This is a genomic window from Tenacibaculum aquaeponti (genome assembly GCF_057221555.1).
The window spans coordinates 1,944,854-1,969,852 of the sequence record NZ_CM170147.1 but is presented as its reverse complement, the minus strand read 5'-3'; the positions used below and the strand labels follow the sequence as shown (position 1 = coordinate 1,969,852).

The 24,999-nt window shown below is 29.4% G+C and carries 25 protein-coding genes; 12 read left to right on the top strand and 13 right to left on the bottom strand.

Going from position 1 to position 24,999, the window contains the following annotated elements; translation table 11 throughout:
- The first annotated feature begins 60 nt into the window (after positions 1-60).
- From AC2TEO_RS08665 to AC2TEO_RS08650, 4 genes are all read left to right on the top strand, one after another.
- The gene (locus AC2TEO_RS08665; protein WP_442267722.1) at positions 61-798 is read left to right on the top strand and encodes a prolipoprotein diacylglyceryl transferase; all 738 of its coding nucleotides are present in this window, start codon (positions 61-63) and stop codon (positions 796-798) included.
- Positions 788-2,182 (top strand): radical SAM protein, encoded by a 1,395-nt coding sequence (locus tag AC2TEO_RS08660; protein WP_442267721.1) that lies wholly within the window; start codon positions 788-790, stop codon positions 2,180-2,182. Before AC2TEO_RS08665 ends, AC2TEO_RS08660 begins: the two co-directional genes overlap by 11 nt.
- The gene (locus AC2TEO_RS08655) at positions 2,179-2,376 is read left to right on the top strand and encodes a hypothetical protein (protein ID WP_442267720.1); all 198 of its coding nucleotides are present in this window, start codon (positions 2,179-2,181) and stop codon (positions 2,374-2,376) included. Before AC2TEO_RS08660 ends, AC2TEO_RS08655 begins: the two co-directional genes overlap by 4 nt.
- Positions 2,377-2,467: 91 nt before the next feature.
- On the top strand, positions 2,468-3,454 hold the full coding sequence (locus AC2TEO_RS08650) for a Gfo/Idh/MocA family protein (RefSeq protein WP_442267719.1): 987 nt from the start codon (positions 2,468-2,470) through the stop codon (positions 3,452-3,454).
- 30 nt (positions 3,455-3,484) lie between these two features.
- Here the strand turns inward: AC2TEO_RS08650 and AC2TEO_RS08645 are convergent, their stop codons facing one another.
- Genes AC2TEO_RS08645 through AC2TEO_RS08630 form a run of 4 tightly spaced genes read right to left on the bottom strand, consistent with a single transcriptional unit; the run spans position 3,485 to position 5,642 of the window.
- Positions 3,485-4,372, bottom strand: coding sequence for a DUF5777 family beta-barrel protein (locus AC2TEO_RS08645; RefSeq protein WP_442267718.1), 888 nt, complete (start codon positions 4,370-4,372; stop codon positions 3,485-3,487).
- Entirely contained in the window at positions 4,354-4,743 is a 390-nt protein-coding gene (locus AC2TEO_RS08640; RefSeq protein WP_442267717.1) for an OB-fold protein, read from the bottom strand. Before AC2TEO_RS08640 ends, AC2TEO_RS08645 begins: the two co-directional genes overlap by 19 nt.
- Positions 4,721-5,257 carry a YceI family protein gene (locus tag AC2TEO_RS08635; protein ID WP_442267716.1) on the bottom strand — a complete coding sequence of 179 codons (537 nt, stop codon included), beginning with the start codon at positions 5,255-5,257 and terminating at the stop codon, positions 4,721-4,723. Before AC2TEO_RS08635 ends, AC2TEO_RS08640 begins: the two co-directional genes overlap by 23 nt.
- A gap of 25 nt (positions 5,258-5,282) precedes the next feature.
- Positions 5,283-5,642 (bottom strand): hypothetical protein, encoded by a 360-nt coding sequence (locus tag AC2TEO_RS08630; RefSeq protein WP_442267715.1) that lies wholly within the window; start codon positions 5,640-5,642, stop codon positions 5,283-5,285.
- A 358-nt stretch (positions 5,643-6,000) separates the two neighbouring features.
- On the opposite strand from AC2TEO_RS08630, the gene lepA reads away from it, so the two are divergent.
- Together lepA and AC2TEO_RS08620 are read left to right on the top strand one after the other, a co-directional pair.
- Positions 6,001-7,797: a translation elongation factor 4 gene (lepA, locus tag AC2TEO_RS08625; RefSeq protein ID WP_442267714.1), complete on the top strand. Its 1,797-nt coding sequence runs from the start codon at positions 6,001-6,003 to the stop codon at positions 7,795-7,797.
- Positions 7,798-7,841: 44 nt separating this feature from the next.
- Positions 7,842-8,561 carry a Bax inhibitor-1/YccA family protein gene (locus AC2TEO_RS08620; RefSeq protein WP_442267713.1) on the top strand — a complete coding sequence of 240 codons (720 nt, stop codon included), beginning with the start codon at positions 7,842-7,844 and terminating at the stop codon, positions 8,559-8,561.
- 74 nt (positions 8,562-8,635) lie between these two features.
- On the opposite strand, the gene AC2TEO_RS08615 is transcribed toward AC2TEO_RS08620, so the two are convergent.
- From AC2TEO_RS08615 to AC2TEO_RS08585, 7 genes are all read right to left on the bottom strand, one after another.
- Entirely contained in the window at positions 8,636-11,779 is a 3,144-nt protein-coding gene (locus AC2TEO_RS08615) for a S41 family peptidase (RefSeq protein ID WP_442267712.1), read from the bottom strand.
- 87 nt (positions 11,780-11,866) lie between these two features.
- The gene (locus tag AC2TEO_RS08610; RefSeq protein ID WP_442267711.1) at positions 11,867-12,631 is read right to left on the bottom strand and encodes a LytR/AlgR family response regulator transcription factor; all 765 of its coding nucleotides are present in this window, start codon (positions 12,629-12,631) and stop codon (positions 11,867-11,869) included.
- A 10-nt stretch (positions 12,632-12,641) separates the two neighbouring features.
- Positions 12,642-13,649: a sensor histidine kinase gene (locus AC2TEO_RS08605; RefSeq protein WP_442267710.1), complete on the bottom strand. Its 1,008-nt coding sequence runs from the start codon at positions 13,647-13,649 to the stop codon at positions 12,642-12,644.
- A gap of 206 nt (positions 13,650-13,855) precedes the next feature.
- Entirely contained in the window at positions 13,856-14,638 is a 783-nt protein-coding gene (locus AC2TEO_RS08600) for a CPBP family intramembrane glutamic endopeptidase (protein WP_442267709.1), read from the bottom strand.
- Positions 14,639-14,643: 5 nt separating this feature from the next.
- Positions 14,644-17,025 carry a TonB-dependent receptor gene (locus tag AC2TEO_RS08595; protein ID WP_442267708.1) on the bottom strand — a complete coding sequence of 794 codons (2,382 nt, stop codon included), beginning with the start codon at positions 17,023-17,025 and terminating at the stop codon, positions 14,644-14,646.
- A 210-nt stretch (positions 17,026-17,235) separates the two neighbouring features.
- A complete protein-coding gene (locus AC2TEO_RS08590; protein WP_442267707.1) occupies positions 17,236-17,745 on the bottom strand; it encodes a hypothetical protein in 510 nt (169 codons plus the stop codon).
- Between the two features lie 56 nt (positions 17,746-17,801).
- On the bottom strand, positions 17,802-18,506 hold the full coding sequence (locus AC2TEO_RS08585; protein ID WP_442267706.1) for a zinc metallopeptidase: 705 nt from the start codon (positions 18,504-18,506) through the stop codon (positions 17,802-17,804).
- Positions 18,507-18,608: 102 nt separating this feature from the next.
- On the opposite strand from AC2TEO_RS08585, the gene AC2TEO_RS08580 reads away from it, so the two are divergent.
- The 6 genes from AC2TEO_RS08580 to AC2TEO_RS08555 all read left to right on the top strand — a co-directional run bounded on the left by AC2TEO_RS08580 (position 18,609) and on the right by AC2TEO_RS08555 (position 22,910).
- A complete protein-coding gene (locus AC2TEO_RS08580; RefSeq protein ID WP_442267705.1) occupies positions 18,609-19,640 on the top strand; it encodes an asparaginase in 1,032 nt (343 codons plus the stop codon).
- Between the two features lie 227 nt (positions 19,641-19,867).
- Entirely contained in the window at positions 19,868-20,581 is a 714-nt protein-coding gene (locus AC2TEO_RS08575) for a MotA/TolQ/ExbB proton channel family protein (RefSeq protein ID WP_095069227.1), read from the top strand.
- Positions 20,582-20,593: 12 nt separating this feature from the next.
- Positions 20,594-21,031 (top strand): hypothetical protein, encoded by a 438-nt coding sequence (locus tag AC2TEO_RS08570; protein WP_442267704.1) that lies wholly within the window; start codon positions 20,594-20,596, stop codon positions 21,029-21,031.
- A 6-nt stretch (positions 21,032-21,037) separates the two neighbouring features.
- Positions 21,038-21,667: an ExbD/TolR family protein gene (locus AC2TEO_RS08565; protein ID WP_442267703.1), complete on the top strand. Its 630-nt coding sequence runs from the start codon at positions 21,038-21,040 to the stop codon at positions 21,665-21,667.
- 22 nt (positions 21,668-21,689) lie between these two features.
- On the top strand, positions 21,690-22,163 hold the full coding sequence (locus AC2TEO_RS08560; RefSeq protein WP_442267702.1) for an ExbD/TolR family protein: 474 nt from the start codon (positions 21,690-21,692) through the stop codon (positions 22,161-22,163).
- A gap of 78 nt (positions 22,164-22,241) precedes the next feature.
- Entirely contained in the window at positions 22,242-22,910 is a 669-nt protein-coding gene (locus tag AC2TEO_RS08555) for a porin family protein (protein WP_442267701.1), read from the top strand.
- Here AC2TEO_RS08555 and AC2TEO_RS08550 read toward each other — a convergent pair whose 3' ends face one another.
- Complete coding sequence (locus AC2TEO_RS08550) at positions 22,911-23,510, bottom strand: hypothetical protein (protein WP_442267700.1); 600 nt, start codon at positions 23,508-23,510, stop codon at positions 22,911-22,913.
- Positions 23,510-24,973 (bottom strand): RNA polymerase factor sigma-54, encoded by a 1,464-nt coding sequence (gene rpoN, locus AC2TEO_RS08545; protein ID WP_442267699.1) that lies wholly within the window; start codon positions 24,971-24,973, stop codon positions 23,510-23,512. Before rpoN ends, AC2TEO_RS08550 begins: the two co-directional genes overlap by 1 nt.
- Between the last annotated feature and the right edge of the window lie 26 nt (positions 24,974-24,999).

The following is a 24,999-nucleotide window of genomic DNA, read 5'->3' as shown; positions in this document are numbered from 1 at the left end:
AAATTACTGTTTTTTTATAGAATGATTTTATAAGTTTGAAATCGTCTAAAAAATAAATTGTTGGAAATCCCTTTTGAACCTATACTTTTTGGTGTAAAAGTTAATATTCATTTGATATTAGAATACTTAGCCTTTTTTCTTGGATATCGATATTATGCATTTTTGAAAAAGAGATCAAAAGATCATATTCCAACAGAAAATAGACTTTATATTATTCTTGGAGCTGCTCTTGGAGCTTTTTTTGGCTCAAGAATAGTTGGGTTATTAGAACATCCCATTATCGCAATACAGCAATCTTTCTTGTACATTTTTAATGTGAAAACCATTATGGGAGGTTTGTTTGGAGGTTTGTTAGGAGTGGAAATTTCTAAAAAGATTATTGGTGAAAAACAATCTTCAGGAGATTTGTTTACATTACCAATTATTCTCGGGATTTTTATTGGTAGAATAGGTTGTTTCTTAACAGGAATAAAAGAGTTTACTTACGGGCAAGAAACTTCTTTTTTCATGGGAATGGATTTAGGTGACGGAATTTTAAGGCATCCTTTAGCATTATATGAATTGATTTTTTTAATCCTGTTATTTTTTCTTTTGAAATCTTTTCGAAGTAAATTCTCAGTAAATGGAGATTTGTTTAAGGTTTTTATGTTGAGTTATTTTGGGTTCCGTTTTTGTATCGAATTTTTAAAACCTAATGAGTTTTTTGTTTTCGGATTAAGTTCCATTCAAATATTATGTATAACTTGTTGGTTATACTATTATAAATTTATTTTAAAAGCTGTGAAATATGCCCGTTAGAAAATATACATATTACGATTTTACATTGAGTTTGTGTCCCGAATGTTTAAGGAGAGTTGATGCTAAAATCGTATTTGAAGATGATAAAGTGTATATGTTAAAGCGTTGTCCTGAACATGGCAATTCAAAAGTTTTAATAGCTGACGATGTAGAATATTATAAGAATATTAGAAATTACAATAAACCGTCGGAAACGCCTTATACATTTAATACGAAAACACATTATGGCTGTCCTTACGATTGTGGATTATGTCCAGATCATGAACAACATTCGTGTTTAACAGTTTTAGAAGTAACAGATCGATGCAATTTAACTTGTCCGACTTGTTATGCAGGGTCTTCGCCAACGTATGGAAGACACAGAACTTTGGAAGAGATAAAGAAAATGTTAGATACTATTGTTAAGAATGAAAAAGAACCTGATGTAGTTCAAATTAGTGGAGGTGAGCCAACAATTCATCCACAGTTTTTTGAAATTCTAGATTACGCTAAAACGTTACCAATTCGTCATTTAATGCTGAATACTAATGGAATTAAAATAGCAAGAGACAAAGAATTTGTACAAAGGTTAAAAACATACACGCCAGATTTTGAAATTTATTTACAGTTTGATTCTTTTAACGATGAAGTTTTGCAGCAAATGCGAGGAGCAGATTTATCTGAGATTAGAAAACAAGCGATAGCAAATTTAAATGAAGTTAATTTATCAACAACTTTAGTAGTAACGCTTCAAAAAGGATTGAATGACGATGAAATTGGAGAAATTATCGAATATGCCTTGCAACAACAATGTGTTCGAGGTGTTACATTTCAACCTACACAAATAGCTGGTCGATTAGAAAATTTCGATCCAGAAAAAGATAGATTAACATTAACAGAAGTTCGAAGAAAAATATTAGAACAGTCTCCTGTTTTTAATTCAGATGATTTAATTCCGGTTCCTTGTAATCCAGACGCTTTAGTGATGGGCTATGCTTTAAAACTAGGAGGAGAAGTATTTCCGTTAACTCGTTATGTGAATCCAGCAGATTTATTAGACAATAGTAAAAACACTATTGTTTACGAGCAAGATGAGCAACTGCACGGAAAAATGATAGAATTATTTAGTACAGGAAATTCCGTAGAAGTTGCTCAAGAAAATTTAAAATCAATTATGTGTTGTTTACCTAATATTGATGCACCAAATTTGGGTTACGACAATTTGTTTCGAATAATTATTATGCAGTTTATTGATGCTTATAATTTTGATGTACGCGCAATTAAAAAATCTTGTGTTCATATTGTAGATAAAGACTATAAAATCATCCCTTTTGAAACTATGAATTTATTCTATAGAGACGATAAAAAACAACGTTTAGAAGAACTTAAAAAAGAAAGCATATGAATTTTTTAGAAGTAGGAGATTTATCAGGACTATTCGCCATAATTATATTAATTATGTTTGGCCCACCTTTGTTACTTGTAATTATTGGTTTTTCAGTTAAAAAGAAGAATAAAGAAGCAGCAACTGTATTATTTATTTTGGCAGCGCTTTATGTTTTAGTTGGCTTAGGAATGTGTTTTGGAGGTTTAGCTTAAATAATTATTTTTTACGTTACAATTGAAAAATTAGTATCAATTACTTCGATGTATATTCAGCTATCTTTAAATTTCATTAAATACATCGATTTTGAAAAAATACAATTGGGCTATTTTAGGTTGTGGTTGGATTGCTGAAATTTTTGCAGGAGATTTAAAAACGCTTAATAATGCTGTTTTATATGCGACAGCATCTAGAGATATAAAAAAGGCGGAAAAGTTTGCAGATCAGTTTGGTTTTCAAAAAGCTTATGGTAATTATAGAGAAATGTTAGAAGATGAAAACGTTGATATCGTTTATATAGCAACACCTCATACATTTCATTATGAGCATACGTTACTTTCGTTACAACATAAAAAAGCTGTTTTATGTGAAAAAGCTTTTGCAATTAATGAAATAGAAGTTCAAGCTATGATTACTGCTTCTAAAATGGAAAAAACATTTTTAATGGAGGCTTTTTGGACACGTTTGGTTCCTACATTCAAAAAAGTTTTAACTATTATAAACTCAAAAGAATTGGGTGAGTTAAAAGTCGTTCAGTCAGATTTTATGTTTTATGGAGCTTATAATGAAAATAGCAGATTGTATAATTTAGATTTAGGAGGTGGCGCTTTATTAGATATTGGAATTTATCCTGTTTTTACCGCCCTTCAAACTTTAGGTGTTCCAGATAATATTATAGCGAATGCGATTAAAAGTCCCACAGGTTCAGACAAACATATCGACATCATTTTTGAATACGAAAATCAGAAGAGAGCGTATTTAAGGGCTGGTTTTACTTGCGATGCTCCAAATTACTCTATTTTCCATTTTGAAAAAGGAACCGTTCAAATTTCTAGAGAGATGAATTGTCCGATTATTATAAAAACTGAAGATGGAATTCAAGAATTAAAAGAAAATGATGGAGAAGGTTATGGGTATTACTTTGAAGCTGCACACGTCATGGAATGTTTAGACAAAGATTTAATTGAAAGTCCAATTTTATCTAATAATTTTAGTTTAGAACTTATTCAAACTTTAGATAAAATTAGAAAAACAATAGACCTAGTTTATCCCAATCATGATGGAAATAAATAGGTCTATCTAAAAAAGATCAAATTAGTTATACTAGAATACTCTTACAATGTTAAAGCCAAAAGCAATATCCCCCCCGGCGTTGCTTATATATCCTGGCTCGTTTGACGATTGTGCGTTAGTAAATAGTAATTGAAAAACATGACCTCCCGTTTCAATATCTACACCAAAAGTGTACGGGTTATAAAAAATTGAATTTTTATCTCTATTAAAATTATGAATGTATTCTGCATTTAAGCTCACACGCTTGCTTAGTTTTAAGCGGCCACCAAATCCCATGGCAAATTGGTTATGATTTGCAGCTCCTGTTTCTTCTAAAATTTGTAAATTTTCCCTTACATAAGTAGGTGCAAATTCAAAAGAGAAACGTTTAGAAAATCTATGTGACGCTAATAATTGAACAGCATAACTCATTCTGTCGCCATCTTGTAACGTGTAGTTAGAGAATCTACTATTGTTTAATTCTGTATTAATATTTGCAGTAGCATAACCTACTAAATTAAAAGGAAAAGTTTCCGATTGTTTTGTAAATCTACTTTTAACAGCTAAAGCGACTGTTTTTTCAAAAGATTCTCTACTTAAGCTGAATTGTGTTCCTTCCCAAAAACTATATAAAAGTTCAATTTTAGTATTGGCCTGATCTAAACCTAAAAATGTATCTAAACCATCTTTTAAAGGTCCAAATCTATGTGAAACAATTAAGTATAATTCTCCTTTGTCACCTATTTTTGTAGATTGAAGATTACCAATTTTTAATGTTTTAAAAGCGGGCAATTCAAATTTATTTTTGTTAGACTTTCCAGTTGTTTTTTTATTACTATAATGATCTAGTTCGTTAAGTAAATCATCTTGAGCAAAAAGAAGACTTGTTTGTATAGCAAGTAAAAAGAAGAAAAGAAGTGTTATTTTTTTAATGTACATTGGTTTAGTTTTAGTTCATTTAACAGATCATCGTAACCTATAACCATTCCTTTAATAGTGATGGTTTGATTTTCCTTCAATGTGTTTAAATTTTGATTTTCAGAAAATTGACAAAATACATTTTCATCGATAACTACACCTTCATTATTTATTGTCGATATGGTTCCAGTAATTTGAATAATTTTAGAATTCCATTCTGAAATATTAGTGCCATTTTGAGTAATGAATTCTTTTGAAGAACCTTCAAACGAAGGTTTAATTTCAGAAACTTCTTGAGGTTTTTGAAAGATATAACTGTAAGTTCCAAAACTAACTATGGCAATTAATGAAAGTATAATTAATAGTTTTTTATTTTTTTTCAGAAAGCTCATAATTCAAATTAACAGTAACTATTCTTGCTATTTTACGACGTACAACACTAGGTATTTTAATATTAAAGTCACTTGGCAAAAGGTCGAAATTAGTTATTAAATTAATTTTATCGTTTACTTTAGTAATTGTTCCTTTAGTTTCTATTTTTTTACTAACACCTTTGATAGTTATTTTTCCTTTAATGTAAACCTCTTTACTTCCTTGTAAAGAAGCAGCATTAAAATCTTCTATTTTACCTCTAAATACAGCTTTAGGAAATTCGTTAGATTCCATAAAACTTTCATTGAAATGTTCTTGCATTAAAGCCAGCCTAAATTTAAAAGCACTTATGAATAATTGTGAAGCAATTTCGCCATCGTTAGTTAAGATAGCAGTTGTACTTTTATTTAAGGCTTGTACAGGTTCAAATGCATCTACAGAAGCTTTAAATCCGGTTGTTCCAGTTCTTGTGTAAAATTTCTGACTAAATAATGTTTGTGTTATAAGTAATAAGATTACGAAAAGTCTCATCATGATGTTGTTTGTTTTGGGGTTGTCTTTATTCTTCTAAGTATCCATCAGCTCTCCATTGGCTAATAATATTTCTGGTTGATGATGGTAGTAATCCAGATGGAGGCATTGGACTAGCGGAGTTATTAATACGCCCGAACAAATTACCATTTTCGGCAGCATTTCTAACATTGTTGAAGTTAGTTAAAGCTAATCCGGCTGTTGGGTTTACTGCATCGTGGCAATTGGTTGTAGCACAACTACTATTTATAATTCCTTTTACATCCTTTTCGTAAGTTATTTTCTCTACAGGATCTATTGGAGTTTCATCACTAGGTACTTCAGACGTAGAGCAACTCGAAATTGTTAAAAGAATTGAAATAGAAAATAAATTTATTAATGGTTTCATTTTTTAATAATTATTGAGATTAAATGTATTTATGTTTACTCTGTGATTAATGAATAGTTTTTCTTAGCTTTTTATTGAAAATGATTCTCACTGACAAATGTATTTTAAATGCTTTTTATATAGTGTGTTAAATGAGGTTAGGAGGAAATAAAACAGGTTGAAAAGGAAAAAATACAGTTGAAAAAACACTATTAGAGAGAAAAAAGTAAGAATAATTAAATACTAATAAATTGAGAAGTAAATAGAATTTAATAAAGAGAAGATATTTCAAATAAGTTTAAAATTTAGTGGTATACTTTTATTTGAAGTAGCTTTCAAATACTGTATCTTTGTCGGTCATAAGAAGTTATTAGAACGAATGAAGAACATTAGAAACTTTTGTATTATTGCCCACATTGATCATGGTAAAAGTACACTTGCAGATCGACTTTTAGATTTTACTCAAACAGTAACTGAACGTGAAAAGCAAGATCAATTATTAGATAATATGGATTTAGAGCGTGAGCGTGGTATTACCATTAAATCTCACGCAATACAAATGGAATATGTTCATGAAGGAGAACAATATATTTTAAACTTAATTGATACTCCTGGTCACGTAGATTTCTCTTATGAAGTTTCTCGATCTATTGCTGCCTGTGAAGGAGCATTATTAATTGTAGATGCAGCTCAGAGTATTCAAGCTCAAACAATTTCTAACTTATACTTAGCATTAGAGAATGATTTAGAAATTATTCCAGTATTAAACAAAGTAGATTTGCCTTCGGCTAACCCGGAAGAAGTTACTGATGATATCGTTGATTTGTTAGGTTGTGATCCTGAAGATGTAATTCCAGCAAGTGGAAAAACAGGTTTTGGAGTTGATAAAATTTTAGAAGCAATTATAGATAGAATTCCTGCACCAAAAGGAAATCCAGATGCACCTTTAAAAGCCTTAATTTTTGATAGTGTTTATAATTCTTATCGTGGAATTGAAACGTATTTTAGAATTATTGATGGTTCTATTAAAAAGAATCAGAAGATTAAATTCATGGCTACTGGAAATGACTATTTTGCAGATGAAGTAGGTACATTGAAATTAAACCAAGAGCCGAAAAAAGAAATAAAAACAGGAGATGTTGGATATTTAATTACAGGTATTAAAACAGCTAAAGAAGTAAAAGTAGGAGATACAATTACAGATTTTGCTAATCCGACTACAGATACTATTGAAGGTTTTGAAGATGTAAAGCCAATGGTATTTGCGGGTATTTATCCTGTAGATACTGAAGATTATGAAGAACTTCGTAATTCTATGGAGAAGTTACAATTAAATGACGCTTCTTTAGTATTTCAACCAGAAAGTTCAGCCGCTTTAGGTTTTGGTTTCCGATGTGGATTCTTAGGAATGTTACACATGGAAATTATTCAAGAACGTTTAGAACGTGAGTTCAATATGACTGTGATTACTACGGTTCCTAACGTGTCTTATCATGCATACACAAAGAAAGAACCAGATGAGATTATTGTTGTAAATAATCCTTCTGATTTACCCGATCCATCAAAATTAGAAAGAGTAGAGGAGCCTTTTATTAAAGCTTCAATTATTACAAAAGCAGACTTTGTTGGTCAGGTAATGAGTTTATGTATAGAAAAACGTGGGCAAATTATTAATCAAACTTATTTAACTCCGGAACGCGTTGAGTTAATTTTTGAAATGCCATTAGCAGAAATTGTATTCGATTTTTATGATCGCTTAAAAACAGTTTCAAAAGGTTACGCTTCTTTCGATTACCATCCAATAGGAATGAAAAAGTCGAAATTAGTACGTGTTGATATGTTATTAAACGGACAATCGGTTGATGCACTTTCTTCTTTATTACATGATAGTAATGCTTATTCTATTGGTAAAAGAATTTGTGAGAAATTAAAAGAATTGATTCCTCGTCAACAATTCGATATTCCAATTCAGGCAGCAATTGGAGCTAAAATTATTGCTCGTGAAACTGTAAAAGCCTTGCGTAAAGATGTAACAGCAAAATGTTATGGAGGTGATATTTCTCGTAAACGTAAACTTTTAGAAAAGCAGAAGAAAGGTAAGAAACGTATGCGTCAAGTTGGAAATGTGGAAATTCCACAACAAGCGTTTATGGCTGTTTTAAAGTTAAATGATTAGTATTAAAATACTATCTTAGATAAAAATTTAAATAAAAAAATAATATGGAAAATTCATTCAATTCTTTTGATAACCCATCGAACAGAATTTTAGTAGCACATTCTACAGATATGGAACGTGTGTCATTTTACAAGAAAACTTATGCTCATGTAGCAGGAGGAGTATTGCTATTCATCTTATTTGAATATGCATTATTACAAAGTGAAGCTGTAGTTACTTTTATGATGTCAATGATGCAAGGTTATAAAATGTTATTACTTTTAGGTGGTTTTATGTTAATTACAAATTATGCTGAAAGTACTGCGTTAAGAACTACAGATAAGAATTTACAATATATGGCTTATGCAGGTTATATATTCGCAGAAGCTTTATTCTTTGTGCCATTAGTATACATGGCAGCAATGTATACTCAAGGTTTTGAAATTTTTCAACAAGCAGGAATTGTAACGTTAACTTTATTTGCGGGTTTATCTGCTGTAGTAATATTAACTAAAAAAGATTTCTCTTTTTTAAGATCTGCTTTAACAATTGGATTCTTTATTGCCATTGGTTTGGTTTTAGCTGGAGTTTTATTCGGGTTTAACTTAGGTTTATGGTTCTCAGTAGGTATGTGTGCTTTAGCTGGTGGATCTATTTTATATCAAACATCTAACTTAGTTCATAGGTTTACAACAGAAGATTATATTCCGGCTGCAATTGGTTTATTTGCATCGCTAATGTTATTATTCTGGTATGTATTAAGAATCTTTATGAGTAGAGATTAATTACAACTGAAAATATAAGAACAATAAAAAATCCAACATTTCTGTTGGATTTTTTTGTTTTTATATAAAGAGATTTACCTCTTCGGAAGTTCTTTCATGATTTCCAATATAGCTCGATCTAATTGTGGTTGCAAACCATTAATTCGATCCTTAAAATCTTCTTTTACATAAATATCAGGTTTTACTCCTGTTTTTTCTAAATCTTCTCCGTTTAAAGTATAACAACCCCAAGATGGAAGTCTATAAAAAGAACCATCTACTAAACCTTTGCCTGAAGTAAAGATGATCCATCTATAGGTTTCTGTACCTATAACTTTACCTAATTTTAATTGTTTAAAACCTTCTGCAGTAACTTCAGCATCACTTAAAGATTGTTCATTAATTAATAAAACAATTGGTTTTGCAGCAGGAGTAAAATTAGGTTGTGTTGTTAATTTTCCACCTCTGTACTTCCATTTTAAATAAGGCTTTTGCGATAAAAAGTTAAGTACATCATTGTGTACATTTCCTCCAGTATTATTTCTAAGATCAAGAATTAAAGCATCTTTTTTATAATACTCAGAAACCATTTCTTTTTTGAAGTTTCTTAATTCGCCTCCGCCCATATTCTTCATATGGATATAAGCAATTCTATTATTACTTTTTTTGTCGACATAAGATTGATTATTATCAACCCACTCATCGTGCAATAAATTCTTTAAAAAGAAACTAGAAATAGGATGTATATTAACAACTTTATTCGTTCCATTACTATTAAATGTAAGTTCCATTTCACGATCTAAAGAAGGTAGAGAAAAGTAAAATTCTCTATTTCTTTTCGAGTCTATTTTTACACCATTTACCGAAACTAAAATATCTCCAGCTTTAATTTTGTTGTTTACAACATCTGTAGGTCCATTTTTCACAATACCTTCAACTTTGAATGGGTTTTCTTTAGAAAATACAATACCTGTTGATTGTGTACTACTTTTATGAAATTTACGTTCTTCTTTACCAGAAGATCTAAACCCAACATGAGAAGTGTTTAATTCACCTAACATGTCGTTAAATAATCTCCTTAAATGGGTTCTTTTAGTAATGTATGGTAAGTATTTACTATATCTTTTTTTAATTACAGCCCAGTCTTCATTATGGAACTTTTCATCATAAAAGTTTTCTTCAAAACCAGCCCAAGCTTCTTCAAACATCTGTTGAAATTCTTCAGACAATGACTTTCTAAACTTGAAGTTAAGATTAATAGTATTTGTTTTGTTACTCTGTAAATTTAAAGTATGAATGTTTCCTCTATGAAGAATATAATTAGATTTCTTTCTGGAAACTATTTGATAACCAAAAATACGATCAATAACTTTTACCGTTTTAGGTTTTTCGAAAGGTTTTAATGTAGTTTTCCATAATTTAAATTCTCCTTTATCATGGTTAGAGATGTAATAAATGTGATGGGTATCACCTTCTGCAATTACAGTGGCATTATTTTGATTACCAAAATAAGGACTAATTAAATCTAATCGGTCCATTAAACCATCTTGATCAATCGATATTTTAATCTCTTTTTTAGGAGTTTTGTTTTTGTCTTCTTTCTTTTTAGAATCTTCTTTAGGTTTAAAAAGATCGTCTAGTTTTTTAGTTCTATAAGGCTTGTCGTATTTATTAAGCGCCATTCGATAAATACTTTGATTTGCCTTTCTGTACGGAAAAGTCGGTTCAAAACCTGTATTAAAGTAAATGTATTTCCCGTCTGGAGACCAAAAAGGATTTCCTTCATCAGCTCCAGTTTGCGTAAGATTAATAATTTCACCAGAGGTAATATTATATGTGAAAATATCATTTTCAAAGTCTCTGTATGCATTATACAAAAGGTATTTATTGTTTGGCGAAAACCTAATTTCTGAAGAATATAATGCCCAAAATTCATCTTTCACTACAGTTTTAGATTTAAAATTGCTTAAATCCAGTAAATTGATATGGTCTCTACCACTTAAATAAGCTGCAGTTTTATAATCTGGAGAAATTACAATGTTGGCATTACTTTTAGCGTTTTTTGTAATCTGTGTTTCTTCGCCTTTTCCATCAGCTGCAATAGTAAACAAGTTTAAATAACCTTTATAAGTTTGATTGTATAATAAGGTTTTGTTGTCTTTTAACCACTTTACTTCTACAACTCTCTCTTTTGGATTTAATGGAATTTGACGAACAAATTTTCCTTTTGTGTCAGATATAAATAATCGACCTCTAGCTACAAAAGCAATTTTTTTATTGTCCGGAGAAACATCAAAATAAGTAACATTACTTTTTACATTGAAATCCTGAGACTTGTTAAGTGTATTACTGTTATAAATTGTGATAGCTACTTTTTTTGTTTTCTTACTAGCGATATCATAAATATGTATTTGATAATCTTTAGTGAAAACAATTTTAGTTCCGTCGCTATTCACTTTTGGATTAAAAATTGAGGTTTTAAATTTCGTTAAAGGAGTTTTTATATTGTTTTTGAATGTGTATAAATTGTATTCTCCGTTGTTTTCATCAGAGGCGAAGTACAAGCCTCCGTTTTTATCTAAAGTAGTCCAAAAATCTTTCCCATTATATGTGGTATATTTTTTAAAAACTTTAGTTTTCGGATTATAAGATTTTATATCTGGATTAAAATCTCCTTTATAACGTTTACGATCTGTAAAATATGAACTTTCCCAACTTTCATTAAAGAAAAAACTACCATCTTTAGGATGTTGAACTACATTGTGAATTCTGTTGAAGAAATGTGGGAATAAGCGTTTTGGAGTTTCTCCAAATACACTAATTTCATAAGTAGAAGTTGAATTTTCTCTTGAAGATGAAAAGAATATTTTTTTAGAATCCCATGACCAACTACTTACTAAATCATCGCCATCGTGAAAAGTTAGTTGTTTAATTTCTCCACCTTTTACAGGAATAGTATAAATATCTCTATTACCGTATTGATTTGAAGAAAAAGCGATCCACTTTCCGTCAGGAGAAATTGATGGACGTGATTCTTCTCCATCCATAGCCGTTATTCTGTATGCATTTCCTCCTTCAGTAGGAACTTTCCATAAATCTCCGTCGTAACTAAAAATTATTGTTTTTCCGTCTGGTGTTAATGTTGGATCTTGAGCAAAATATAACTCTTGACCATACGACGAAATAGAAAATAAATTGTAGAAAAGTACAGACAAACAAATAGATTTGAATAGATTCATTTTGCGTAGGTTAATTTTTTTAGGTTGCAATTATTTTTTATATGTTCTGCGCTAAAAGTACAAAAAGAGATCTACATACTAGTTATTTTAACTTTCTAACCATTTCCTAAATTCAGATGTAGTAGCTGTGCTTGTCATAGGTTTTTCTTTGCAACCAGTAACCGTAAGTAATAATCTATTTTTAAAGTGATTTTCAATATTTTCAATGTAATCGATACTTATAATTTCACTCCTATTAATCTTAAAGAACTTATTAGGGTTTAGTTGTTTAAAAATAGAGCTTAAGTTCTGAGAAATCGTATGACGTTTACCGTTAGCATCTGTAGCAATACAAAAATCACCCGAAGCTTCTATTAATGTAATTTCATTAACATTTAAAAGCTGAATTCCTGTACTTTTCTTAATAACAAATCGCTTTTTATAATTGGTTTCTTCTTCCTTTAAAGCCGATTTTAGTTCTGTAATAATTTTGGTGTCTAAATTATTATAATCTCCCTTTTGAAATAGTGCTTTATATTTTTCAATAGCTTTATTGAAGTCAAGTTTTGTGTATGGTTTTAAAATATAAGCAATTCCGTTTGTGTTGAAAGCTTTAAATAAATATTCATCATGAGCAGAACAAAATATAATTGGAGCTTCTAAATTAATTTCATCAAATAAATCGAAAGAAATTCCATCCAATAATTGAATATCCGATAAAATAAAATCATAAGAATTTTGCAGTAACATTGTTCTTCCGTCTTTTATAGATCTAGCCCAATCGTGTTGTACTTCGATTTCAAAAAAGTCATTTAAATAATTTAAAAGCTTTTTATACGCAGGAACTTCGTCTTCTAAAATTAAAATTTTCATAAGCGGTATTTTATTCAGATAGTTTAATGATAGGAATTGAAACTTTAAAGTTATGAGCTGTGTTTATAATACTAATTTCTTGATCGGATAATAATTGATATCTGGTTTTTAAATTATCTAATCCAGTTCCTAGTGAATCGTTTTTAACCTTAAAATTCGATTTTGTATTCACAACAGTTAAACGATTTTCATCAATAGTTATCGATGCTCGAATAGGTTGTTGTCCGTCGGGTTTATTATGTTTTACTACATTTTCTAATAATGTTTGAATAGCACCTGTTGGAATAAATGAATCTTTAAGGCTTACATTTTTAATGACTTCAAAATCATAATCATACTCGAATCTTGTTTTTATTAAGAAGATATAATTTTCGGCAAATTGTATTTCTTTAGAAAGCTCCATAACCTCAGAATCTTTAGTTTGAATGAGGTAACGATATATTAATGATAATCGATTGATGTATTCTTTTGCTTTTTCAGAATCTGTATCAATTAAACTATCTAAAGTGTTCAGATTATTAAATAAAAAGTGCGGGTCTATTTGAGAGCGTAATAATTTTAATTCATTTTCTTTTTGTTGTTTTTCAATTTTTAAAAATTGTGTTTGTCCTTCGTAAAATTTTTTAATTAATAAAACACCTAAAGGAAAACCGATCATATCTGTAGCATTATATAAACCACTTTGTAAAAAAAGAAAAATATTTGGGATGTTATAGATGCTTTTTCCAGATGTTAAAATTCCTGAAATTTTATCTAAACAACCTATAAAAGTTAAAATCAGTAAACTTAAAAAGAAAAATGAAGCATATTTTCTTCTGTTTATTAAATACTTCGGAATTAAAAAATATAGAAATATTAAGATTAAAACTATAGACAATAAAGATGAGGTGGGTAAATCAACTACATACTCTATCAGTTTGTTATTACTTCTGTAGTAATCTATTGCGTTTAATATTAATGTTGCTCCATATAGCAATGCAATTAAAACCCAGTCAGATTTATTTAATTTGGTGTTCATTTTTTATTTTTTGATATAAAATCAAATATTATTCGATAAAAAAACTAAATATACACAGATTAATTGGCTTCAAGTAAGTCAAAAATAGAGAGCTAAATTAATAGTGTTAATTAAAGGTAAGCTGTTAAATTGAGTATTTTTTGTTAAAAGTAAATTAGGGCTAGAACTTGTAAGTAAAAGCCCTAATAAATATAGTTTCTCTTGGATTATTTTGTTATAGAAAGATCATTCGGAATGTGTTTTTTCATAATATACATACCATAAAATAAACAAGGTAATGTAATAATAACTGTAAAAATAGCTCCAGTTAAATCTGTTTCATTAATATCTTCTGCTTTAAAATTCACACCAATATCATCAAGTTTCGCTGCAAGATCTATAAGCATATGAATTATGATTAACGGATAAATTCTTTTGGTTACTATTAGTAAAGCTCCAAACATAATTCCAATAAAAGTTGCAAAGAAAAATTGTGAAATTTCACCATAAATTCCTTTATCGAATTTTATAAGATGTAATAATCCAAAAATAGCAGCTGCCGCAAAGATTGATTTTATAACTGATTTTTTTGAGTTTCCAAAATGTTTTATGAAAAGCGGCAGTAATACACTTCTTAAGCTTAATTCTTCAGAAACACCAATACTTAAACAGTAAATTAATAAGATAATTAAATTAGTGTTCGTGAAATTTGGAATATCATCTGCGAATAATAAATTTAAAGCGACTAAATAGATTAAAGGAAAAATTAAAAGCCCTTTTTTCTCAGTTTTTATAGCTTTTAAACCACCTAGTTCAAATAAATTGAGTTTTTTTATTACAAATAAAGAAACTAAACTCAGAATGATATTACTAGCAGTTCTTACTAATAAAATTGTATTGTAATTTTCTATTTCTTGTGCTACTAAATAGCTTTTAACACTGTTGTTAAGTATCAGTAATATTAAAATAAAACTGACAAAGGTTATAATTTGTTGTAATGTCTTTTTCATAGTAATTAGTTGTTGTTATCTATTCTATTTTGTTCTTCTTCAGATGCATTTCTTTTTGCTTTTTTCTTTCCGAATCTAGATCCGAAACTATATGTTAGTCGTAGTTGAACATTTTGACGAGATCCGTTACTTTCAATATTAGCATCAATGTTATCGTAATTCACAGTACCAACAAAACCTCTGTTCAATACTTTGTTAATTCCTAAGTTAACTTTTAACTTGTCATCTAAGAACTTTTTACCAAAAGAGAAGCTTAAATCCCCAATCCAACCAGCATCAATTTGTCCTTCTAAAGCTCCAGTACCAAAGTAACTAGACATTTCCGCATTAATATCCCAAGGTAATTTATAACTAGCTTGTGTGTACCAACCTAAATTCCATTTTGATAAAAATAAGTTCGGACTTAATTCATTTGATTCGAATTTATTGTAATCTACAATGAAACCTGTAAATCCATCAAGATTTTCAATAAAACTTAAAGGTCCGAATAATCTGAAGTTCCAGTTTTGTCTATCTTGAAGGTTAATGGTTGTTCTAGAAATTTGGGCTGTTGCATCGTCTTGTGAGATAAACAAGAATAAATCGTCACTTGTTTCACTATAACTCACGGTAAAAAAAGGTTGATTATCAAAAGTTAAATTAAATTGCAAATTGTTTGTAAAAGCTGGTTTTAAAGCTGGGTTACCAACTTCAGAAGTTAAAGGATCGTAAAGAGTAACAAAAGAATTTAAACTATTATAATTCGGTCTTCTAATTCTATAACTATATGCAACATTTGCTCCTAACTTTTCGGTAAGTTTTTTGCTTAAAGAAGCACTTGGGAAAAGTTGAGAAATAATTCGAGTTCTAGTTTCGTCTGTAGATGTAGATGTTCCTCTGGTATCACTGTTTTCGTATCGAACACCTGCAGATAAAGACCAATCACTCCATTTATAATTTACTTTTGTGTATAGTGCAAAAATTCTTTCATCGATAATAAAACGATTACTATCATCAGCCTGAAAATCGAAATTACCATTAGTATTTTGAGTAAATAATTTTAGGTCGCTATCTGTATCTACATCAGAAAATTTAGAACCAAAACTAACTTTAAAATCATCTGTAATATTTTTGTTATAATCTGCTTTTATTGTTCTAATAGTATATTTACCATCCTGCAAATATCTTTGGTTTACAAAAGGAACAGTATTACCGTTAACAGCATCGATTGTATTTGTGTTTTCATTTACAAAATTTACATAATTAAAATCTAAAATGAATTTATCGTTATCTGATTTAAACTCATAATACGGATTAATACTGAATGTATTTCGTTCTCTATCAAAAGAGTTTTCAGTTACAAAACGTTCAATGTTAGTTGTAGAACGAACTTCAGTATTACTGCTACCTACTCTGTCAGACATTGTGTTGTTATATCGAGTACTAAAACCAATGGTGTTTTTATCATTAATGTAATAATCAATACTACCAGATAGCCAAGTGTTTTTTGGATCAAAAGGTTCTATAGTTGCTTGGTCATAAGTAACTGTTTCATTTGTTCCTGGATCTACAACTCTACGGTTGATAAAAAGATCATTTCTCCATGTAGGTGCAGAATATCCTGTACTTAATTGCCAATTTAATTTGTTTTTATAACTAGCAATAGAAGCATTAGCACCATATTCAATGCCTTCATCTTCACCAACCCAAACTCCAACAGATCCATGAGTTCCTAAACGAACATTCTTTTTTAAGATGATATTTATAATTGGTCCAGAACCTTCTGCATCAAATTCAGCACCAGGCTGTTCTATTAATTCTACTTTAGCGATATTATCGGCAGGTAAGTTTTGTAAAAGAGTTTCTACATCCATATAGTCAGTAGTTTTTCCATTAATCAAAATTCGAATGTCCGATCGCCCAGCAAAATTGATCCCATTATTGGTTACAATAACTCCAGGAACTCTTTTCACTACATCTTGTAAGTTACTATTTAGCATTTCAGATTTTTCTAAATCTAAAACTAGTTTTTCAGCTGTTTGCCTAATTACTGGTCTTTTACTTTTTATAACAACTTCATCAAGAGACTCATTTTCTTCTTCTAAAGTAAAATTGAAAGTTCTATTACTGTTTAATTCAAAAGCTTTAAGATTTTTAGTTTTAAAACCTAGCATTGATATTTCAATAGTGTATGTTCCCTTTTTTACTTTTTCAAAAATGTAATTTCCATTATCATCTGAAACCATACCTTTTGGTAGAGCTTCCTTTTCGTTGCTTAAAAGAATCACATTAGCAAATGGTAAAGGTTGGTTTTGTTTATCTGTTATTTTTCCATTGATAGAAAACTGAGCTGATAGGTTATAAACACTAATAAGAAAGAAGAATAGTAGTTGTTTAAATAATTTCATAATTGAATTTTTATTTTTTAAAGACAATCCAAAATTATAATTGTTACATAGTGTGTGAAATGTAAAACTGTTGAATTGGGATAAAAACAGGTTGAATTAGACTTATAAAAAGTCTGCTTGTTATCCGTAAATTTTAGTCTATTCTTTTTTTTAGGGAAGAATGTGTTAAGGCTAATTACTTAAAAAATGTAGATGAAATAAACAACTTGATTATATTTTTTTGATAAATTTTTGGTTATTTTCTTTAGGATTTTTTTTTGCTGATTTTTTATTGCCAGGGAAAATTAAAGAAGTACTTGAAAATGTAGATCCAAAGTTTATGTGAGCATAAAATACTTGACTTAAGGCATCATATACTTGTGCTTCAGTTAATTCTTTTAAAGGGTGAATGAAAACAGACCATAGAATATTATCGGAAATTGCATACTTAACATCTAAAGCAGTATGAAAATTAGCCATTAAAGCTGCTGTTTTTAATTTCTCGTTAAGTTTGTCACTTTCTCCAATAGGTGATATAATTCTCATTCTATTGTGAACTGAATCTGCAATTGCTATGAAAGGAATGTTTTTAATTAGGAATCTCCATTGAGTCTTTTTACTACTAATACTATCGCTAGCATGTTCGAATATTTTTCCAAGTTTTGTAAGAGTCATTTCTTGACTATGAGAGGGACAACTAAGAAGTATTACTAAAACAAAAGAAGCAATAAATTTTTTCATAAATAAAATTTATTGCTTCGACGATGTAATTTATTAAACCTTACAATTTATAGAGGTTAATCGTTTCTGTTTGCAGCCATTAATTTCATTACCCAATATAACAACATAGCCAAAGAACCTAAAGCAGAAACTAAATATGTTCTTGCAGCCCATTTAAGAGCATCTTGTGATCCAGCTAATTCCTCACGAGTTACCATGTTTTTATTTTTTAACCAAGCTAAAGCTCTGTTGCTTGCGTCATATTCTACAGGTAAAGTTACAAAACTAAATAACGTAGCTATACCAAATAATCCAACACCAGCAGAAAGTGCCCAGTATCCTAGGTTAGATGTTAAACCTAAAACCAACCCAGCCATAATTAAAATGTTAGAAAATTTTGAAGAAAAACCAACTAGAGGAACTAAATTAGAACGCATGGTTAACCATTTATAAGCTCGAGCATGTTGTACTGCATGCCCAACTTCATGAGCAGCAACAGCCGCGGCTGCGGAATTCCTTTCATGATATACGACATCACTTAAATTTACAGTTTTGTTTTGAGGATTATAATGATCTGTTAATTGTCCTGGTGTTGAAATAACTCTCACATCATAAATACCATGATCAGCTAGCATTTTCTCAGCTATTTCTGCACCGCTCATTCCATTTCGCAAACGAATGTTAGAGTATTTCTTGAATTTTCTCTTAAGAGTATTGCTAACTATTCCACTCAATAAAGCGATACCTCCCATTAAAATGTAATATCCGAAACCCATTACCATAGTTGTACTTTTTTATCTTTTAATATTTGTATTCTTTCTTAGTTTGATAAATTTACAACATAAATTATTCCATAATTAAAAAGGGGTTAAAAAGTTGACAAAATGACAAATAGTCCGAATATATTATTAGTTTATACAGGAGGTACCATTGGTATGGTAAAAGATTATAAATCAAATGCACTAAAAGCTTTTGATTTTAGTCAGATTTTAGAAAAAATTCCAGAGTTAAAACAGTTGAATTGTGAAATAGATACTATTTCTTTTGAAGAACCTATAGATTCATCAAATATGAATACAGGCTATTATATTACAATTGCTGAAATAATTGAAAAAAACTATAATAAATATGATGGTTTTGTAGTGTTAACAGGATCAGATACCATGTCGTACATCTCATCAGCGGTAAGTTTTATGTTCGAGAATTTGCAAAAACCTGTAATTTTTACAGGTTCACAGTTACCCATAGGTGATTTAAGAACAGATGCAAAAGAGAACTTAATTACCTCTATTGAAATTGCTTGTGCTTCAGAAAAAGGAGAGCCAATAATTCAAGAAGTAGGTTTGTATTTTGAATATAAACTTTATAGAGCAAATAGAACTACAAAAATTAATGCAGAACAGTTTGAAGCCTTTGCATCTATGAACTATCCACCTTTAGCAGAAAGTGGTGTTCATTTATCTTTTAATAAACATTTATTGCTTCGAAATGAGTCCAAAAACTCAAAGTTAATTTTTAGAAAAAACTTAATCGAAGATATCGTTATTATAAAGCTTTTTCCTGGTATTAAACCTAAAGTTATTGATGCTATAGTAAATGTTCCAGGTTTAAAAGGAATAGTTTTGGAAACCTATGGCTCAGGTAATGCACCTACACAACAATGGTTTATAGATTTAATCCAAGAAACTATCAAGAAAGGTATTCGTGTTGTTAATGTTACTCAATGTTCTGGAGGTAGTGTGATTTTAGGTTTATATGAAACAAGTACAGATTTAAAAAATATGGGTATTATAAATGGAAAAGATATAACAACGGAAACAGCTATAGCCAAAATGATGTATTTATTAGGTGAAGATTTATCAGAAGAGCAGTTTAAGTATTATTTTGAAACTCCATTAAGAGGTGAGATTTCATAAATTTATCTTAATTGAAATCTTGATTGCATTAAAAACTTAAAGTATTTTAACAATAACCGTTAATTTTCTTTACTGAATCAACATTTTTTTGTTAATTGGCAGTCTGAAAACTAGGGGGTACTTTTTTTTTACTATAAATAATGAATAAATGTAAATTGTACTCGAGTTTAAACAATTTAAAAATTTGTATTTTTATCACGTTAACTATTTAAATTAATTATAACAAAATGAAAAAAGCAGTAAATGTCCTAACACTTACAGGAATTATGTTCTTTGGGGCTATTCAATCAACTTTTGCTCAGGAAGTTGAAAAAACTTTCCACCAAGAATTAAAACAACGTTTTATTGAAGGAGATCCTAAATTCATGGGGATTGTTTTAGTTACTTTAATATTAGGTTTAGCTATAGCAATAGAAAGAATTATCTATTTAAACATGGCAACTACAAATACTAAGAAATTAGTAGCTAAGGTTGATGATGCTTTAAGTTCAGGTGGTGTAGAAGCTGCTAAAGAAGTGTGTAGAAACACAAAAGGACCTGTTGCTTCTATCTTTTATCAAGGTTTAGAAAGAGCAGACGAAGGATTAGATGCTGCTGAAAAAGCTGTAGTAGGTTACGGTGGTGTGCAAATGGGATTATTAGAGAAAAATATTTCTTGGTTATCTTTATTTATTGCATTAGCTCCGATGCTTGGGTTCATGGGAACGGTTATTGGTATGATCGATGCCTTTGATAAAATTGCAGTTGCAAACGATATTTCTCCAGCGGTAGTAGCAGGTGGTATTAAAATTGCACTTTTAACTACAGTATTTGGATTAGTAGTAGCAATTATCTTACAAATTTTCTATAACTATATCGTATCTAAAGTAGATAGTATAGTTAACAACATGGAAGACGCATCAATTTCTTTAATTGATTTGTTAGCTAAGTATAAAAAATAATAAAGTTAGCAAATGAATAATAAAATATTAACACTATTAGTAGCTATCATTTCCGTTGTAGGCTTTGGTCTTTTTATCAACGTAATGATGACAGATTCAGAAGACAAAATAGCTATGTCTGATGCATCTAGCCCTATAGTTACATTTGGTATAGTAATACTTGTCGCTACAGCAGCGATTGCAGTATTAGCTTCAATATTAGGCGTAACTAAAAACCCAAAAGCACTTAAAAAAGCCTTGTTAGGTTTAGCTGTTCTTGGGGTTATATTATTAATTTCTTCGTTAGTGTCTGATTCTAGTCAAGTTTTAGATGCAAACAAGGAAGTAATTGCAGCAGAAGGAAGTTCTGTTTCTAAGTTAACAAGTACAGGAATTTGGTCAAGTCTTATTCTTTTAGTAGTTGGAGGAGCATTCTTTGTTTTCGATTTATTTAAAGGATTAATTAAATAATAAGACATGGCAAGAAGAGAAAACCCAGAAATTAATGCAGGTTCGATGGCAGATATAGCCTTCTTGCTACTTATCTTTTTCCTTGTAACAACAACTATGGATGTTGATTCAGGTATTTCGAAGAAATTAGCTGAAAAACCTCCAAAAGATTACGATCCGCCAAAAATTAAAGAAAAAAATATCTTTCAAATAAGTATCAATAAGAATAATGATTTATTTGTTGACGGAGATGTATTAGAGTTAAAAGATTTGAAGAGCGCTGCACTTAAGTTTATCGATAACGGAGGAGGATTAGGAAATCCTTTACCAGGTGAAGATAAAGGTGCTGAATGTGATTATTGTGAAGGTGAAAGAAATCCAGATTCGTCAGATCACCCAAACAAAGCAATTATATCTATTGAAAGTGATAGAGCGGCCGAGTATGGTACTTATGTTACTATTCAAAATGAATTGTTAAGTGCTTATTCTGAGCTTAGAAACAAATTATGCCAAAAAAGGTATGGTATGTCTTTCACAGAATTAGAAGAAGCATATAAGAAAACGGGTCGTAAAGATGAGGAGTTAAAAAAGAAGGTAGAAAATATCAAAAATAGTTACCCTCAAATTATTACTGACTTAGATTCTGATGATAAGTAATTAAATTATAAAACATTGAATTATGTCTAAATTTAAAAAGAAAAAATCAGGTCAACAAGCCATATCAACTGCCTCTTTACCAGATATCGTTTTTATGTTATTATTCTTTTTCATGGTAACTACAGTAATGCGTGAAACTGATCTAAAAGTAGATAGTCCACGTTTACCTAGTGCTACTGAGATTAAGAAGTTAGAACATAAAAGTTTAGTAAGTACTATTTATGTTGGTAGAGCTAAAGATACAGACAAATGGGGTTCTAAATTTAATAGAATTCAATTGAATGATAAAATAGCTACACCAGATGATATCCCTGCTTTTATTTTAAATGAACGTCAACAGGTGTCTGAAAAAGAGATACCTTTTATGACAACTTCAATTAAAGCAGATAAAGAATCAAATGTAGGAACTCTTACAGATATTCGTTTACAACTAAGAGAGGTAAATGCTCTTAAATTGAGTTTATCAACTCAAAAAGGTAATAGCATTAAAAAATAAGAAATATTATTTCTAAATAGTTAAAAAAGAGCAATAGTTATATTGCTCTTTTTTATTTTTAAAGACTAAAGTGAATATATGTTTAAACATTTTTATTTAACTATTTTGTTTTTTAATAGTTTTCAAATACTAATTAGTCAGGCTGATTCTTTAAAGCTTGGAGATAAATATTTAGAAGATCAATTATACTTAGGTGTAAGTTATGATATTATGTTAAATCAGCCAAAGGGAACTACAAGTACAGGGTTTTCTTATAGTTTGTCATTAGGCTATATTAGAGACATACCCTTAAATAGAAAAGGTGATTTAGCTGTTGGTATTGGTGCTGGTTATAGTTTTAACTCATTTAACCATGGTCTACAAGTTGTTAATGAAAATACAATTCAATTAGGAGGTGATGTTTCTTCGAATAAATTGATTTTACATAATTTGGAATTCCCTGTTCAATTTAGATGGAGAAATTCTGATGCAGTTACTTACTCATTTTGGAGGGTATATTCAGGTGTGAAAATGACTTATAATCTGAGTAATCGTTTTAATTATTTTGAAGGAGCTAATCTTGTTGAGTTTAAAAATATACCCATTTATAATAATTTTCAAACAGGTTTAGAATTATCTGCAGGTTATGGAACTTTTAATTTTTACCTGTATTATGGTTTAACCCCAATATATAGTAATACGACGATTAATAATAAGGAAGTAAAATCAAATATTATAAAATTTGGCCTTATTTTTTATCTTTTGTAACTACAACGTATAATAAGTAATTAATTGGCAAGAAAATCCTATTAAAAAGCCTAAATAGACTTCTTTTGGAGTGTGAGCCTTAAGATCTAATCTTGCTGCAGCTAAAAAACCAGCTAAAAGCATGAAAATGATAATTAAAGGCAGTAAAGAAATATTATATATTAATTGTAAAATAACAAAAAAGCCTAAAGCACTACCTATTGATAATAAATGTAAGCTTGTTTTAATTTTAAAAAAGAATATAAAATATACACTTATTAAACCTAATAGAGTACCATAAAAAAGATAAGAAAGATCATTAATAACGGTATGTTGATGAAAGAATTTACCTAAAAATAAAAAAACACAAGTCATTAAAAGTAATGGTATTTTACGTTCTTTAATTGTTAGAACTTCAAAAGATTTTATTTTCCCCGTTATTTTTAAAAAAATTAATAATAACATAGGAAATAAATAAGTGGTTACAAAAACAGTTAAAAAAAGATGTAATTGCTTAGTAATCGAAATATGATTAGGCGTTATAATAAAATAAGTAAGTATGCCAATAGTTGGCATAACTACAGGATGCAAGATTGTAGATAAAACTTTTTGCCAACTCATTAAATCTCTTTTCTTAAACGTGCTACAGGAATATCAAGTTGTTCTCTATATTTTGCCACAGTTCTACGAGCAATAGGATATCCTTTTTCTTTAAGTATTTTAGAAAGTTTTTCGTCTGTTAAAGGTTTACGTTTATCTTCTTCAGCAATAACATTTTCTAAAATCTTTTTTATTTCTCTGGTTGAAACATCTTCACCTTGATCGTTTTTCATTGATTCAGAGAAAAAGTCTTTAATTAGTTTTGTTCCATAAGGTGTTGATACATATTTGCTATTTGCAACCCTAGATACTGTAGAAACATCCATATTAATTTGATCCGCTATGTCTTTAAGAATCATAGGTTTTAACTTACGTTCATCTCCTGTCAGAAAATAATCATATTGATAATGCATAATAGAGTTCATGGTAACCAATAATGTTTGCTGACGTTGTTTAATTGCATCAATAAACCATTTTGCAGCATCTAGCTTTTGTTTAATAAACAAAACTGCATCTTTTTGAGATTTACTTTTATCTTTTGAATTCTGATATCCTTTCAGCATTTCATTATATTCTCTTGAAACATGAAGTTCTGGAGCATTTCTTGAATTTAAAGTAAGTTCTAATTGTCCATCTAAAATTCTAATAGTAAAATCAGGAACAATTTGTTCAGCTATTTTATTGTTTCCAGCATAAGAACTACCAGGTTTTGGATTTAATTTAGAAATTTCACCAATAACTTCTTTTAACTCTTCTTCTGAGATATTAAACTTATCTAAAAGTTTCTTATAATGTTTTTTTACAAAATGATCAAAAGCACTTTCCAAAACATTTATAGCTAAAGCTCTACTTTTAGTTTCAGTTTTAGATTTTAACTGAATGATTAAACATTCTTTTAAATCTCTTGCTCCAACACCAATTGGATCTAACCTTTGAACAACATCGGTAAGTATTTTTTCAACTAATTCTTCTGAAGTAAATACGTTTTGAGTAAAAGCTAAATCATCTACTAAATCTATTATTTCTCTTCTTATGTATCCACTATCATCAATACTTCCTACTAAGAATTCTGCGATAGCCCTTTCTTCGTCATTTATACGAAATGTATTTAATTGATTTTTTAATGATTGATGAAATGTTGTTCCAGCTGCATAAGGAACTTGTTTTTCTTCATCGTCAGATGAATAATTGTTGCTTTGTGTTTTATAACTAGGATACTCATCATCACTTAAATATTCATCAATATTTATATCGTCAGCATCTATCTTTTCATTACCCGTATCGTCATATTCAGCTTCATTATTCAAACTATCTTCAAAACTATCTGTGTCTTCTTTTCCTGTATCTAAAGCAGGATTTTCTTCTATTTCTTGTTTCAAACGCTCTTCAAAAGCTTGTGTAGGTAATTGAATTAACTTCATCAACTGTATTTGTTGTGGAGATAATTTTTGAAGTAATTTTTGATGTAAACTTTGCTTTAACATAATTACAAATATATGAATTCAAAGAA